Source organism: Rufibacter sp. JT20002 (assembly GCF_056491185.1).
This window is the reverse complement of the sequence record NZ_JBSZJY010000002.1, coordinates 783,923-797,779: the sequence shown is the minus strand read 5'-3', so window position 1 is coordinate 797,779 and position 13,857 is coordinate 783,923. Positions and strand designations below refer to the sequence as shown.

Below are 13,857 nucleotides of genomic sequence, written 5' to 3'. Positions count from 1 at the left end.
CCCAAAGCCTATTTCACTATGAAACTACCTCATAAGTTAGCCTTGGCTACCGCCTTACTGGGAGGAACTCAGGTTGCGCACGCGCAGCACCCCCTGACCTTCCGTTCAGAAGAGCGCTTCTTTCAGGAAGGGTTAGAGTTGTATGACCGCGAAAAGTTTGGGGCTGCCCAACAGGCCTTTGCTGAGTACATCCGGCTGATCAATGATCCGCAGAAAACCGCCGATGCGCAGTACTACTACGCGGTCAGTGGTCTGCACCTCTTTCACCCAGATGCGGAGCAGTTGGTCCTGCAGTTTGCCTCCCGGTACCCATCGCACCCTAAGGCCGCCACGGCTTTCTTTGAATTAGGAACCTCGTTCTTTGACAGTAAGAACTATGACAAGGCCATCCAGTACCTGGAGAAAGCCCCGGCAGACCGCCTGGATGATGACCAATTAAGGGAGTCTGACTTTAAATTAGGCTATTCTTACTTCTCTAAAAAGGACTTTACAAAAGCCAAGCAGTTGTTTGACCGCAACAAGAAAGGCAACCACAAATACTCGTATGCCTCCAGCTATTACGCTGGTTATCTGGCTTACCGCGAAGGTGACTACATTGGTGCCAAACTGGACTTGCAGGTAGCCGAAAAAGATGAGAATTACCGTACGGTGGTGCCGTACATGCTCACTGAGGTTTTGTACAAGGAAAAGAACTTCCCAGAAGTGATTACCTACGGGGAGAAGTCGTTGCAAATGACGCCTCCGGTGCAGAATCCCAAAGAAATAGAGGTGCTCATTGGTGATGCTTATTTTCAGAAAAACGACTATAAAAACGCCTCTAAATACTTCAAGAGTTACGCCCAAGGCAAGAAGACCATAGACAAAGACGTGCAATACAAGATGGGTATTGCCGATTACAAGAATAATGACTTTAAGAGCGCCATCCAGAACCTGAAAGCAGTGGCCTTCCACTCAGATTCCTTGGGCCAGAATGCCTCTTACCACCTGGGCTTAAGCTACCTTAAAGACAACAACAAACAATTTGCGTTAGGCGCATTTGACCAAGCCCGCAAGCTCAACATTGACAAGAGCGTGAAGGAGGGGGCTACGGTAAAATATGCGCAACTCAACTATGAACTGGGGAACAACTCTGAGGTGATTAACTCTCTGGCTTCCTTTGCCAAAGACTACCCAGATTCAAGGTTTGCTGGCGAGGTAGATGATATTCTGAGTGAGGCCTACCTTAACTCCAGCAATTACCTGGAGGCCATCCAGCACATTGAGAAATTGCCTAAACGTAGCCACCGCATTAACGAAACCTATCAGCGGGTTACGTACTACCAGGCTGTAAAACTGTACAATGACCAATTGTTCCAGCAAGCGGTAGCCATGCTAGACAAGTCTCTTGGTTTTCCTTACAACAAAGAAATTGAAGCAGGCAGTAATTTCTTGAAAGGGGAAGCATACTCCATTGGGCAGCGGTGGCCCCAAGCCATTAACAGTTATGGGGCCGTCTTTCAGACCGTGAACTCAGGCAGAACCGAGTTTTACGTGAAGTCACGCTACGGTATTGGGTACGCCTACTACAATGAGAAGCAGTATGACAAAGCGTTGGTGCACTTTAAGGCGTACCTGAATGACAACACTATCAAAGCGGGTAACCCCAATTACGCTGATGCTATGATCCGGCTGGCGGACTGTTACTATGTAACCAAAGACTACAGTTCTGCCCTTAGCTACTATGACCAGGCCTTGGCAGCCAAAACCCCCGACGCTGATTATGTGAACTTCCAAAAAGCGGTGGTTTACAACCTAACGGGCCGCCGGGACCAAGCTATCCAAAGCCTGAATACGTTGCTTAAGTCATTCCCAAGGTCACGCTACGCCGATGACGCAGTGTACCAAAAGGGGATCATCGATTTTGAAAACTCGAACTATGCACCGGCTATTGCCTCTTTCACCCAGTTGGTAGATAGTTACTCTTCCAGTACCCTGGTGCCGAATGCCTTGCAAAAGCGCGGAGTGGCTTACCTCAACCTGCGTCGCCAAGAGGAGGCGGTGGCAGATTTTAAGCGGGTGATAGATCAGTACCCCACCCATGAAGTGGCAAACAATGCGCTTTATAGTTTACAGGAAGCACTTGGTGCATCTAACCAAACAGAGCAATTAGACACCTATCTTGAAAAGTTTAAATCTGCCAACCCAGAAAGTAATGCTTTAGAAAGCGTTGAGTTTGAGGCTGCCAAATCCCTCTATTTCAATGAAAAATATGCGCAGGCCATTTCCAAATTCGAAGGCTTTTTGAAATCATACCCCGCAAGCGCCTCAGTGGCAAACGCCCGGTACTTTCTGGGGGATTCTTACTTCCGGAACGGCGACAAGGCTAATGCATTGCGCAGTTTGAAAGAGGTGGCCATTGAAGGCAAGTCTGAATACTTAAGCCGGGCCGTGCAACGCGTTGCCGATATGGAGTTTGAAAACGGCAACTACACCGAGGCCGCTAATTTCTATTCCCGCTTACGTGACCTCGCCGCCAATAAAAAAGAGCAGGCGAACGCCTTGTTAGGATTGATGAAGAGCTTTTATTTCACCAATGATTTCAATAACACCATTCTTATTGCCGATGATCTGATTGCCCGGGGCAACGCAACCCTAAACGCCTATAACTCTGCCCTGCTGTACAGAGGTAAAGCTAGCTATGCCTTAGGACGTCTGGAGCAGGCAGAAAAGGAGTTTAACACCGCTGCCACCTCTGCCACAGATGCGAATGGGGCCGAGGCGCATTATCTGCTGAGCGAGATTTATTTCAAGCAGAAGAAATACAAAGAAGCTTTAGATCATGGCTTTGAGTTTAGTAAGACCTTTGGTGACTATGATCTTTGGTTAGGGAAAACCTTTCTGCTGATAGCCGATGTGTACGTGGCGCAAAACGAGGCGTTCCAGGCAAAAGCTACCCTAAACTCCATCATTGAGAATTCACCGCTGGAGGAAATCAAAACGGAGGCGAAAGCAAAGTTGGCGGAATTAGAAAGCAGTGTTACTCCTTCAACCAGCACCCCTAAAGAATAAGAACATGAAATATACTACAAAATGGGCAGGTGTCTCTGCTCTCTTTCTGTTAGGCTTGTTACCGGCTGCCCATGCTCAAACTGGATGGGGTGAAGGAAATAAACTGGAAAGCACAGAAATTGTCGTGGAGAAGAACCGGGTACTGGAACTCCCAGAGGCAAACCGGAACTTCCAGAAGTTTCTTATTCAGCCGCCTAAGCTAGGCGATCGCAAAGTGACTTACCGGTTTAATGAGTACCGGCTTCCGGAGCATTACATCAACTTACCCATGAAGGTGTTGACTATTCAGCAGGAAGAGCTTTCCAAGCTATATGGTAACTACGTGAAGGGCGGGATTGGAAATTACGGTACCGTTTACGCCAAAGGGTACTTCCACAACAAACGCAGTGACAAGTCTTCTTTTGGGGCGCAGGTGGGGCACGTGTCTTCCACCATGGGGCCTATTGAAAACTCCGGCTCAGCTAACAGCTACGTGCAGGCCAAAGGTGACTTATACTTGGGCCCGGTGACCGTAGGTGGTAGAGTAAAGTACGACAGAGATCAAACCTATTTTTACGGTGGAAGCAATGTAGCAGAGGTTGATAAAAGTGATATCAAACAGGTATATAACCGCTTTTTGGTAGAGGGTCACTTGAATAACCTGAACGATCTAAAAACGCCTTTCCACTATGATGGCAAAGTAGGGTTAACCTATACCGGCGATGACTATAATGCAAAAGAAACGCACCTCTTTGGCAGGGTGGAAACCAACTTTGCTTTAAGCGACGTGTCTAAAGTTTTGGTTGACCTTGACCTGGCTTATACCAGCCTGAAAGACGCCGAGACCTATGGCAGGGGCTTCTTTAAAGTACGCCCTGCGTACGCTTTGCAAATGGATAGATTAGGTTTGATCTTGGGTGCTACCATCGCTTACACTGGTGACACCATCAATGACGCCCGCAAGTTTAATGTCTATCCAGCGTTGGAGGCCAACTACCAGGTCATCCAGGATAAACTTTCCTTTTATGTTGGAGCTGGCGGAGACTTACAGCGTACCACCTTGTTTTCTTTAAGCAAAGAAAACCTTTGGCTGAACCAGAACCTGCAGGTAGCCGATGTTAACAAGGGCTTGGAGGTCTATGGTGGGGTGAATGGCAGTATCAGTAAGTACGTGCAGTTCACCGGTCGGGTAGCCCTGCAGAATTACCGCAACCTGTACTTCTACAACAACTCCGTCGCTGATTCTGCTAAGTTTGACCTCTTGTATGACAATGGGGTAACCAAGGTGTTTCAGTTCTTCGGGCAATTGACCTTTAACCAGTCAGAAGATTTAAGGTTGGGAGTGAAGGCGGAAAGCAATAAGTACAGAACTACCTCATTACGAGAAGCTTTCCATCGGCCCAGCATGATCGCTACTGCGTTTGCCTCATATAATCTTTCTGACAAGATTCTCTTGAACAGTGAACTTTACTATATTAGCAGTTCGTTCGGGGAAATAACCCGTACAGACGGTACCACTCTGCTGCGTGAGACAGATACCATCGTTGATCTTAACCTGAAAGGCGACTATCGCTTTTCGCCACGGTTCTCGGCGTTTCTGATGGGAAACAACCTCTTGGGCAGCAAGTACGAACGTTTTGTGAATTACCCAACCCAAGGGATTTCCTTTATTGGCGGGGTTACTTACTCATTCTAAGTTACTATGGTTCAAAGCCACATAAAATCTCTTTTGTACGCCTATGACTGCGTGATCATCCCCAACTTTGGCGGATTGATTACGCATTATACGCCTGCCAAAATCCATCCGGTGAAACACATGTTCTCACCACCTTCTAAGCGCATTGCCTTTAATGAGCAATTGAAGGCGAACGATGGACTTTTGATCTCCACGTTGGCCCAAAAGCAGAAATGGCCCATGCAACAGGCGCAAATGGCCGTGGCAGAGTTTGTGGTGGAATTAAAAGAACAGCTTAGAACCCAACACCGTTTTGAGTTGCAGGATGTAGGGGTTTTCCGCTACAACGCAGAGCACAAGCTTGTTTTTGAAAACCTGGAGAGCGACAACTTCCTGGAGCAGGCTTTTGGTTTGCCCGAGATTGTGGCCAAGCCAATTGCGGGTAAAGAAACCTTAATCCTGAGAGGTAAATACCAGGATCAGGCCGCTCAGGCTACTGAAGGTAAAAAGGTAGGAGGTAAATTCCGTAAATTATATCGGGTAGGTGCCGGTCTGGTGATAGGCTGTGTGTCGGTGGCCACGGTTTACCTGCTTTCCCTCCAGAATGATGTAGCTTTAAGTTCGCTTAACCCAATTACCCTGCTTTCTGGCACAAATACATCTGCACCTGCGCCACAGGATGAGCAACAAGTGCCTAAGGTAGATGCGTTTGAACAGGCGCAGTTAACGGAACAGTATAAATCAGCTTTACCGGTAGAGCCTTCCTTAGAAGCCGAATTAGCCGCAGAAGACTCTGTTTTGGCCTCTTTCCCTAAAACTGGGCATGAAACTGTTACGGCAGAAACTGCTGCACCTGAAGTAACCCTTGAAGTAAAAGAAGAGGTTAAGGCTAGTGAGACTCCCAAAGTAGCTGAAGTTCCTGCAGCCAAAGTGGAGAAGCCGCTGGTGGCTAAGGCAAAAGAAAAAGTACCTGCAGCGGAGGCAACCACAATTAAACGCAAAACAGGCCGTTTTTACATCATCATGGGCGTGTTCTCCTCCTCAAATGGATACGCTGCCATGCACCAGAAGCGCTTTGCTAAGAAAGGACTGGAGGCGAAGATCATCACCTCCATCTATGATACCAAACACCAACGGGTTTCAGTAGCTGATTTCGCTACCGAAGCCGAGGCCTTCGCTGCGTTACCGGCGTTGCGCTCTAAAATCAGCAATGAACTTTGGGTATATAACTATTAACATGAACGCTTTTCTTCTTCAGATTACCACCACTACCGATACCGCACTTAATGTAGCAACTTCTGCCGCCGCTACCACGGAGGCAGCCCCTGAAATCTCCCTCTTAGATATGGTTTGGCGAGGCGGTTGGGTAATGGTGCCCATCTTCATTCTCGCTTTTGTTGCCGTGTATATCATGATTGAACGCTATCTGGCCATCAAACGCGCTAGCCGAGAGCCTAATAACTTCATGGACACCGTCAAGAACATGGTTTTGAAGGGTGATCTGCAAGGAGCCAAGATGTTGTGCATTCAGACCGGTACTCCGTTGAGCCGAATGATTGAGAAAGGGATTCGCCGCATTGGGTCACCTTTAAAAGATATCGAGACTTCCATTGAAGCAGTAGGACGGTTGGAGATTTCAAGATTGGAGAAGAACATCAGCGTGCTGGGGATCATTGCCGGTATCGCCCCTATGCTTGGTTTCGTGGGTACCATCTCCGGGGTAATCAAGATTTTCTATCAGATCTCCGTTTCTAATGACTTCGGGATAAACCAAATCTCCGGTGGTCTTTATGAAAAACTGGTAACGTCTGCAGCTGGTCTGATCGTCGGGATTATAGCCCACGTTGGTTACCATTACCTGAGTTTGATGGTAGAACGCGTAGTGTACAAGATTGAGAACAACGCCTTAGAATTTACAGACTTACTACAGGAGAACTAAACCCATGCAACTACGCCGGAAAAGAGGGTCTACCTCGCACGTAGAAACAGGGGCCATGAACGACATCATGTTCTTCCTGTTACTGTTCTTTCTTATCGCCTCCACCATGGCGAACCCAAACGCCATTAAATTACTGCTCCCCAGCGCGAAATCTTCAAAAGAAGTAGCGCAGGAACCTATCAATGTGTCGGTGACGGCAACTGGAGAGTACTTCATCAATAAGCGTCCTGTGGCCCCGGAGAACCTGGAAGTGGAACTCTCCAAAGAATTGGCCGGTTCTAACCTTGAAAAAGCCACAGTAGTGTTGCGGGTTGATTCATCCTTAAATGTCCAGAAGTTGGTGGACATCTTAGAGGTTGGGTCTAAGTTGAAAGTGAAAATGATTATGGCTACTCAAAGTCCTAGCGGCGCTTCTTAATTAAAGTATGCAGACAACCGTAGAATCAAAAGACCGCATCAAAGCCTTGACTGGAGCAGTGCTCTTCCATGTGCTGCTTTTTACGGTGTTCTACTTTATCATCTTTAAAACGCCTAATCCACCCTTGGGCGGAGGTGAGGGGATTGTCTTGAACTATGGATTGGATGCTGAAGGCTTTGGCGATATACAAACCTTGGCAAGTGCAAATGCTTCTACTAACACAGAAGACAGCAAACCTGCCCAGCAGCAGGAAATACAGCAACCCACACCACCGGCTCCAACCCCTCAGCAACCGGTAGCTGAAGCTCCTCAGGACAAAGTGATTACTACTGATGATGAAGGGCCAGTTTCAATTCCGGTTAAAGAGGTAGCAAAGCCAGTACCAACCCCAACAAGAGAAATCGCCAAGGCTGAACCGGCCAAACCTGCACCGGTAGTAGAAAAACCTAAAGCCTTATACCCTGGTAAAAGTACCACCGATGGGGCAAATGGACGAAACGGTACAAGCAACAATCCAACTGGGAACAACAATGGAGACCGCCCAGGCAAAGTAGGTGACCAGGGAGATCCTAATGGTTCCCTTGATTCCAGAGCCTTGTACGGAACCCCTGGAAAAGGCACTGGCGGAAGTGGAGGCGGAGGGCTGAACATGCCGGGATGGCGGTATGACGTGGCTCCTAAACCTGACCCCTTCGACAATGAGACCGGAGTGGTTAAGTTCCAGATCAAGATTGATGGTAACGGAGAGTTGGTAAGTGTAAAAGTTTTAGAAAGTAACGTTAGCCCTAAAGTTGTGAACTGGTACAAAGAGCAAGTGCAAAGAACTTCTTTCAGCCGTACTAGTAATGGAAATGGAGGAAATGGCGCTACCGGAACCATCACCTTTATCTTGAAATCAAATTAAAGACAACCTTCGTGACCTACGAACAAGCCTTAGAGTACCTTTACCAGCAGTTGCCGATGTTTCACCGCATCGGCAACGCTGCTTTTAAGAAGAGCCTTGACAACATTCTGGCCCTTACCGCAGCGCTTGACAACCCTCAACACAAGTTAAAAACCGTGCATGTGGGCGGTACCAACGGGAAAGGAAGTTCCTCTTCCATGTTGGCCGCTATCCTGCAGGCGGCGGGCTACAAGACCGGTCTGTATACCTCCCCACACCTGAAGGAGTTTACGGAACGCATTAGGGTGAACGGGGAAATGATCTCCCGCGAGAAAGTGGCCTCTTTTACCACTCAGCACCAAGCTTTATTTGAGGAAGTAAAGCCCTCGTTTTTTGAGATGACGGTTGCCTTGGCCTTTGACTATTTCGTGGAAGAACAGGTTGATATTGCCATCATAGAAGTAGGTCTAGGCGGAAGGTTAGACTCGACCAACATCATAACGCCACTCGTTTCCCTGATCACCAATATAGGTCTAGACCATCAGGCTTTGTTAGGGAATACGGTGCAGGAGATTGCTGCCGAGAAAGCCGGGATCATCAAGCCAGAAGTACCAGCGGTAATTAGCACCACCCAATCTTCCGTTTCAGGAGTGTTTGAGCAAAAGAGCGCTGAAACCAACAGCCCCCTCATTTTCGCCGATCAGGTTTACAAGGTAGAGTTTCTTGAAAGTACGGGCTTAACTTCTTATTACACTGTCTACAAAGAAGATAACCTACTTCTGGATAGACTAGAGCTTTCACTGCTTGGAAGTTATCAGCAGAAAAACCTTCCGGGCGTTTTGGCCACGGCAGATGCCTTAAATCAAAAGGGCTTTACTATTTCAGAAGAACACCTGCGGGCAGGTTTAAGGAACGTTCAAGGCTTGACTGGCCTTAAGGGAAGATGGCAGATTTTAGGGCACTCTCCGTTGATGATTTGCGATACAGGACATAATGTAGATGGGTTGTTTGAGGTGGTGAAACAGTTGCTCGCCTTAAAAGCTCCCCAGGTGCATTTCGTTTTCGGGGCCGTGAATGACAAAGACATTCAAAGTGTGTTGCGGCTCTTGCCAGTAAGTTACCGGTACTACTTCTGTGAAGCCCAGATCCCAAGAGCCTTTCCGGTGCAGAAGCTTTGGGAGGAGGCTCAGTTTGCGGGTCTCAAGGGCGCGGCGTACCCCACAGTGGAAGACGCAATATTGGCCGCCAAAGCCTTTGCGCAGGAAGATGAGGTAATTTTCATTGGCGGTAGTACCTTTGTGGTGGCAGAAATAGCCGAACTATAATTAATGGGCAGAGGTAAGCTAGAAAAATTTGCGGTAAACGCCACCCGGGCAAACGTGGTGGAACCGGGAAAAGAGAATTACGAAAAATTAAAAGGGCGCTGGAACCAGGATTTCTTTTTGAAGGAACAGCCCTTGATTCTGGAGGTAGGTTGCGGCAAAGGAGAATACACGGTGGGCATGGCCCAGAGATATCCCCACAAGAACTACATCGGGATTGACATTAAAGGCAACCGGATCTGGAAGGGCAGCACTTTAGCCGAGGAAGCCGGTTTGTACAACGTAGGTTTCCTGCGCATCTTCCTGGAGAACCTAGACCAGCACTTCGGTGAAAACGAGGTGGACGAAATCTGGATTACTTTCCCAGACCCACAGCCCCGTAAAAGGGACATCAAGCGCCGACTTACTTCGCCCAGATTTCTGGATATGTACGAAAGGATTTTGAAGCCAGGCGGAAAGCTCCACCTCAAAACAGACAGCGAACTCCTTTTCGACTACTCACTGGAGGTTTTCCAAGAACGTACATCCTCCAACTTGTTATATACTAAGGATTTATACGAGTCTGACCTGCAGGAACACACCATGGGTATCTACACTACCTTCGAGAAAAAGTACCTTGATTTGGGTGTTCCCATCAAATACCTGCAATACTCTTTTTGAGATGCTAATGAATGGGAAGATAAGGTCTATATGTGATGCTTAGCTTTATTAGCAGACATTAAACTTATCTTTATAGACTTACTTCCTTATAATAAGAAACTCCCCTTTTGGCCTGTTTTCATAAAAACAGGCCAAAAGGGGAGTTAAATTTTTAGAAACACTATACTTACTTTATTTTATCTAAGAATCACCAGATTGGCCATTCTTGACATACAATCACTGGCACATTATTTAATCTTCCAACTGCTCAAAGATTTCTTCCAGCTCATCAAAGTTCTTAAATCCGGGGCGGATTTCCTGGCCACCCTTAAGCGCGATGCCTGCCGGATGGATTTTATCTAAAGCTTCGCGGGTGTTTTCCTTGGTAAGACCAAACCCTAGCAGGATGGGGTACTTTTTAGACAAATCGCGAAGGAAACGAAGGTTAGTGTTATCTATGAAGGAGAAGTCTTCAGAATCAATCAAGAAGTACTCAACGTGTTGAAGATAGGTTTCCAGAGTACTGATAAGGTTTTCTTCTACCGTGTCTTTGTCAATGAGCACTCGCAAAATGATAGGAAGAGGTAAGTCATCCAATTCTTCAATAAAGTACAGGCTGTTTAACTGCAGCATGTCTACTTTATAGTCCAGCAAAAGCTCCTCCAATTCCTGCACCGGCAAATCGGTTACTTCGCCCACCAGCTTCACTCCAGAAACCCAGCCTGATATTTCCTTGTACGCAGCAGGGGTAAGGTGATTGGGTTGACCCGGTTGTAAAGAGAAGCCTAGCATTTCCACGCCCATTCCGGCGCAATAGCGGGCATCGCTTAAGTTGGTGATCTGGTTGACTAGAACAATTGTATTAAGTGCCATGTATGTTTGTTGCTTATTATGGAAAAACGCCACTAAAATGCGTTTTCCGGTGTCAAATGTAATCTGTTTCCTAATTGCAGCCTATAGCCGCTTGCATAAAAAAGCGGTTTTCACCAGATAAACCATTCCTTTTTAAGGTTAAACTTATTTTTTACTCAAAGGGTTAGGGAATAGATGAACGGTAAGTGCTTGAAGACCAACGGAAGAAAAAGCGCTTTAAATTCACTATATTTGTAGCATTATTTTTCGGCGGGACTGTGAATCCCGTTTTATTTCAGAAAAAATGAGTTCAAAAGGAAGAGTATTGGTCGCCATGAGTGGCGGTATTGATTCCTCGGTGGCAGCGGTTCTGTTGCACGAGCAGGGATACGAAGTAGTGGGAATGACCATGAAAACCTGGGACTACTCCAGTTCCGGGGGAAGTAAAAAGGAGACCGGCTGCTGCAGCCTTGATTCCATCAACGACGCCCGCGACATTGCGGTGCAGTTGGGTTTCCCGCATTATATCATTGACATCAGAGAGGAATTTGGCGATTACGTCATCAACCATTTCACCGATGAGTACATTGCTGGTCGTACCCCAAACCCATGTGTATTATGTAATACGCACATCAAATGGGATGCGCTTTTGCGCCGGGCTGATAAACTGGGCTGTGACTTCATTGCCACCGGGCACTACGCGAACATACGCGAAGAAAACGGCCGTTATGTCATCTCCAAAGGGAAAGACCATAACAAAGACCAATCCTACGCCTTGTGGGGTATCTCGCAGGAAAGCCTCAGCCGCACTATTTTCCCGTTAGGGCAATTGCATAAGACCGAGATCCGCCAGATGGCCATGGACCGTGGTTTCGACGCGCTGGTTAAGAAAGCAGAGTCGTACGAGATCTGCTTCATTCCGGATAACGATTACCGCGGGTTCCTGAAGAGAAGGGTTCCCACTTTGCAGGCAGAAGTAGCTGGTGGCGAGTTTGTGCTGGAAGACGGCACCGTAGTAGGCAAGCACGAAGGCTATCCGTTTTATACCATCGGGCAGCGGAAAGGACTGGGCGTGGCCCTTGGCTACCCTGCATTTGTAACCCGCATTGAAAAAGAAACGAATAGGGTAGTGCTGGGTAATTACGAGCAACTTGCCAAAAACGGGATGAACGTGGGTAAACTAAGCATGGTAAAATATGAAAACCTGCACGGCCTGCCTACGGAAACCATCACCAAAGTACGCTACAATGACCCGGGCACCGCTGCCACTATTGAGCAGGTAGGTGATAAAATGCTAGTAAAATTCCATGCGGGGGTAAACGCAATTGCCCCAGGCCAGGCCGCTGTTTTCTACGAAGGAGATGACGTGATTGGCGGCGGATGGATTGAAACCAGCTTTATAGTAGACTAAGAAGTCCAGAAGTACATATGAAAAAGATCTTGCTCTTTGTGGTCTTGCTGACCAGCTTTCTATCATCCTGCGGAGACGAGGAAATTACCAGAGACCCAGACAGTGTTGGTTATCAATATTACCCCTTAGCTATTGGTAATTACTGGATCTTCAATGTCACGGAGAACAAGTACACCCGAAATGTCATAACAGATAAAACTTCCTACCAGACCCGCGAGCGAATTGATGCCACCATCACTGACCAGACCGGACGGGAGTGGTACCGGGTAGAGGTTAGCCGCAGAGCCACCTCGCAGGACAACTGGGTAATTAGCGGGGTTAAACTAATTTCTTTGTCTTCTACGGACCTTCGCATTCAGGAAAACAACCAAACCACAGTTCAGATGGTGTTCCCGGTAAAAAATGGATACTCGTTTGTTTCTAATGCTTTTAAAAACGAAGACCATGAGAAGCCGGTTTATTTTACGTATGCTAACCTGGGAGATGCCTTTTCTGAAAACAGCAAAACGTACGATAATACCTTAACCTTAATCCAGGCTTCTACTGACACCGAGGTAGACTTTGAAAAGCGCAATGAAGTGTTGGCGGCTGGCATTGGTCCGGTGAGCCGTACCAACAAGCGCTACTCCTATTGTAGTGATTCTACCAATGGACAATGCCCCTTCGGCGAGGATTACATCATGAATGGAACTGATAAAATTGAAGTTCTGGAAAGCTCCGGAAAGGTAGAGTAAACAACTTTAGAACAAATATTTTCAGAAACCTCGTTGTGGATTCCATAACGAGGTTTTGTTTTATGGGCTTTCTTAACTTCCAGCTTACCCTATCCTGATCAAAGTGTTACTTGAATTAAAAACCATTAATATATTATTTAGCTCTGCAGGTTAATAGCAGAATAAATGAACCCAGATTTACTCCTTCATTTCCAAAATACTCACCTAAAGCTTAGAAAAGTAAGTTAGCTTTCTAATGCGTTTTACTAATTGGTTTTTGCTGTCAGAAAGTGTTGCTTTGTATAAGCAAATAATAACCAGATGCCTCATTTAATTGCCCCTTCCGTTCTGGCCGCCAATTTCGGTCAGTTAGACCAAGATGTTGGGATGCTGAACCAAAGCCAAACAGATTGGATACATGTTGATGTGATGGATGGCCGTTTTGTGCCCAACATCTCCTTTGGTTTTCCGGTGCTGCACGCCATTAAGAAAGTAGCCAAGAAGCCCCTTGATGTGCATCTAATGATAGAGCATCCAGAGTTGTATATTGAGCAATTCAGGGAAGGCGGTGCCGATAACATCACAGTTCATTATGAGGCTTGTCAGCACCTTCACCGCATCCTGCAACAGATCAAAGCCACAGGCGCCAATGCAGGTATCGCTTTAAACCCGCATACTCCTGTTTCGCTGTTATCTGATATCATCCAGGATGCAGATGTGGTTTGCCTAATGTCGGTAAATCCGGGGTTTGGCGGGCAGAAGTTCATTCTGCATACCTACCAGAAAATACGTGAATTGAAAGCCTTGATCAACCAGAAAGATTCAACGTGCTTGATTGAAATAGACGGCGGTGTGAATCTGGAGAACGCTCCTTTGCTGCTAACTGCGGGGGCTGATGTGTTGGTGGCTGGCTCTTTTGTGTTCAATTCACAAAATCCGGTGCAAACCATTCAGGATCTGAAACAACTTTCCATTTAA

The 13,857-nt window shown here is 47.0% G+C and carries 12 protein-coding genes; 11 read left to right on the top strand and 1 reads right to left on the bottom strand.

The window, feature by feature from the left end:
- Positions 1 to 18 precede the first annotated feature (18 nt).
- Genes ACW9SV_RS12845 through trmB form a run of 8 tightly spaced genes read left to right on the top strand, consistent with a single transcriptional unit; the run spans position 19 to position 9,924 of the window.
- On the top strand, positions 19 to 3,048 hold the full coding sequence (locus tag ACW9SV_RS12845; protein WP_479557170.1) for a tetratricopeptide repeat protein: 3,030 nt from the start codon (positions 19 to 21) through the stop codon (positions 3,046 to 3,048).
- A gap of 4 nt (positions 3,049 to 3,052) precedes the next feature.
- A complete protein-coding gene (locus tag ACW9SV_RS12840; protein WP_479557169.1) occupies positions 3,053 to 4,723 on the top strand; it encodes a TonB-dependent receptor in 1,671 nt (556 codons plus the stop codon).
- A gap of 6 nt (positions 4,724 to 4,729) precedes the next feature.
- A complete protein-coding gene (locus tag ACW9SV_RS12835; RefSeq protein ID WP_479557168.1) occupies positions 4,730 to 5,938 on the top strand; it encodes an HU domain-containing protein in 1,209 nt (402 codons plus the stop codon).
- A gap of 1 nt (position 5,939) precedes the next feature.
- On the top strand, positions 5,940 to 6,641 hold the full coding sequence (locus ACW9SV_RS12830) for a MotA/TolQ/ExbB proton channel family protein (RefSeq protein ID WP_479557167.1): 702 nt from the start codon (positions 5,940 to 5,942) through the stop codon (positions 6,639 to 6,641).
- 4 nt (positions 6,642 to 6,645) lie between these two features.
- Positions 6,646 to 7,059 (top strand): ExbD/TolR family protein, encoded by a 414-nt coding sequence (locus ACW9SV_RS12825; protein WP_479557166.1) that lies wholly within the window; start codon positions 6,646 to 6,648, stop codon positions 7,057 to 7,059.
- Positions 7,060 to 7,066: 7 nt separating this feature from the next.
- Positions 7,067 to 7,963 (top strand): hypothetical protein, encoded by an 897-nt coding sequence (locus ACW9SV_RS12820; RefSeq protein ID WP_479557165.1) that lies wholly within the window; start codon positions 7,067 to 7,069, stop codon positions 7,961 to 7,963.
- A gap of 11 nt (positions 7,964 to 7,974) precedes the next feature.
- A complete protein-coding gene (locus ACW9SV_RS12815) occupies positions 7,975 to 9,267 on the top strand; it encodes a bifunctional folylpolyglutamate synthase/dihydrofolate synthase (protein ID WP_479557164.1) in 1,293 nt (430 codons plus the stop codon).
- A 3-nt stretch (positions 9,268 to 9,270) separates the two neighbouring features.
- Entirely contained in the window at positions 9,271 to 9,924 is a 654-nt protein-coding gene (gene trmB, locus ACW9SV_RS12810) for a tRNA (guanosine(46)-N7)-methyltransferase TrmB (protein ID WP_479557163.1), read from the top strand.
- Between the two features lie 231 nt (positions 9,925 to 10,155).
- Here the strand turns inward: trmB and ACW9SV_RS12805 are convergent, their stop codons facing one another.
- The gene (locus ACW9SV_RS12805) at positions 10,156 to 10,776 is read right to left on the bottom strand and encodes a phosphoribosylanthranilate isomerase (RefSeq protein WP_479557162.1); all 621 of its coding nucleotides are present in this window, start codon (positions 10,774 to 10,776) and stop codon (positions 10,156 to 10,158) included.
- Between the two features lie 283 nt (positions 10,777 to 11,059).
- Between ACW9SV_RS12805 and mnmA the strand changes: the two genes are divergently transcribed.
- From mnmA to rpe, 3 genes are all read left to right on the top strand, one after another.
- A complete protein-coding gene (mnmA, locus tag ACW9SV_RS12800; RefSeq protein ID WP_479557161.1) occupies positions 11,060 to 12,166 on the top strand; it encodes a tRNA 2-thiouridine(34) synthase MnmA in 1,107 nt (368 codons plus the stop codon).
- A 17-nt stretch (positions 12,167 to 12,183) separates the two neighbouring features.
- Positions 12,184 to 12,900, top strand: a complete 717-nt coding sequence (locus ACW9SV_RS12795) for a hypothetical protein (RefSeq protein ID WP_479557160.1) — start codon at positions 12,184 to 12,186, stop codon at positions 12,898 to 12,900.
- 300 nt (positions 12,901 to 13,200) lie between these two features.
- Positions 13,201 to 13,857 carry a ribulose-phosphate 3-epimerase gene (rpe, locus tag ACW9SV_RS12790; RefSeq protein WP_479557159.1) on the top strand — a complete coding sequence of 219 codons (657 nt, stop codon included), beginning with the start codon at positions 13,201 to 13,203 and terminating at the stop codon, positions 13,855 to 13,857.

Bases quoted from the DNA above. Each gene is read 5' to 3' on its own strand.
- ACW9SV_RS12845 (WP_479557170.1), top strand. From the start codon at position 19: ATGAAACTACCTCATAAGTTAGCCTTGGCTACCGCCTTACTGGGAGGA.
- ACW9SV_RS12840 (WP_479557169.1), top strand. From the start codon at position 3,053: ATGAAATATACTACAAAATGGGCAGGTGTCTCTGCTCTCTTTCTGTTA.
- ACW9SV_RS12835 (WP_479557168.1), top strand. From the start codon at position 4,730: ATGGTTCAAAGCCACATAAAATCTCTTTTGTACGCCTATGACTGCGTG.
- ACW9SV_RS12830 (WP_479557167.1), top strand. From the start codon at position 5,940: ATGAACGCTTTTCTTCTTCAGATTACCACCACTACCGATACCGCACTT.
- ACW9SV_RS12825 (WP_479557166.1), top strand. From the start codon at position 6,646: ATGCAACTACGCCGGAAAAGAGGGTCTACCTCGCACGTAGAAACAGGG.
- ACW9SV_RS12820 (WP_479557165.1), top strand. From the start codon at position 7,067: ATGCAGACAACCGTAGAATCAAAAGACCGCATCAAAGCCTTGACTGGA.
- trmB (WP_479557163.1), top strand. From the start codon at position 9,271: ATGGGCAGAGGTAAGCTAGAAAAATTTGCGGTAAACGCCACCCGGGCA.
- ACW9SV_RS12805 (WP_479557162.1), bottom strand. From the start codon at position 10,776: ATGGCACTTAATACAATTGTTCTAGTCAACCAGATCACCAACTTAAGC.
- mnmA (WP_479557161.1), top strand. From the start codon at position 11,060: ATGAGTTCAAAAGGAAGAGTATTGGTCGCCATGAGTGGCGGTATTGAT.
- ACW9SV_RS12795 (WP_479557160.1), top strand. From the start codon at position 12,184: ATGAAAAAGATCTTGCTCTTTGTGGTCTTGCTGACCAGCTTTCTATCA.
- rpe (WP_479557159.1), top strand. From the start codon at position 13,201: ATGCCTCATTTAATTGCCCCTTCCGTTCTGGCCGCCAATTTCGGTCAG.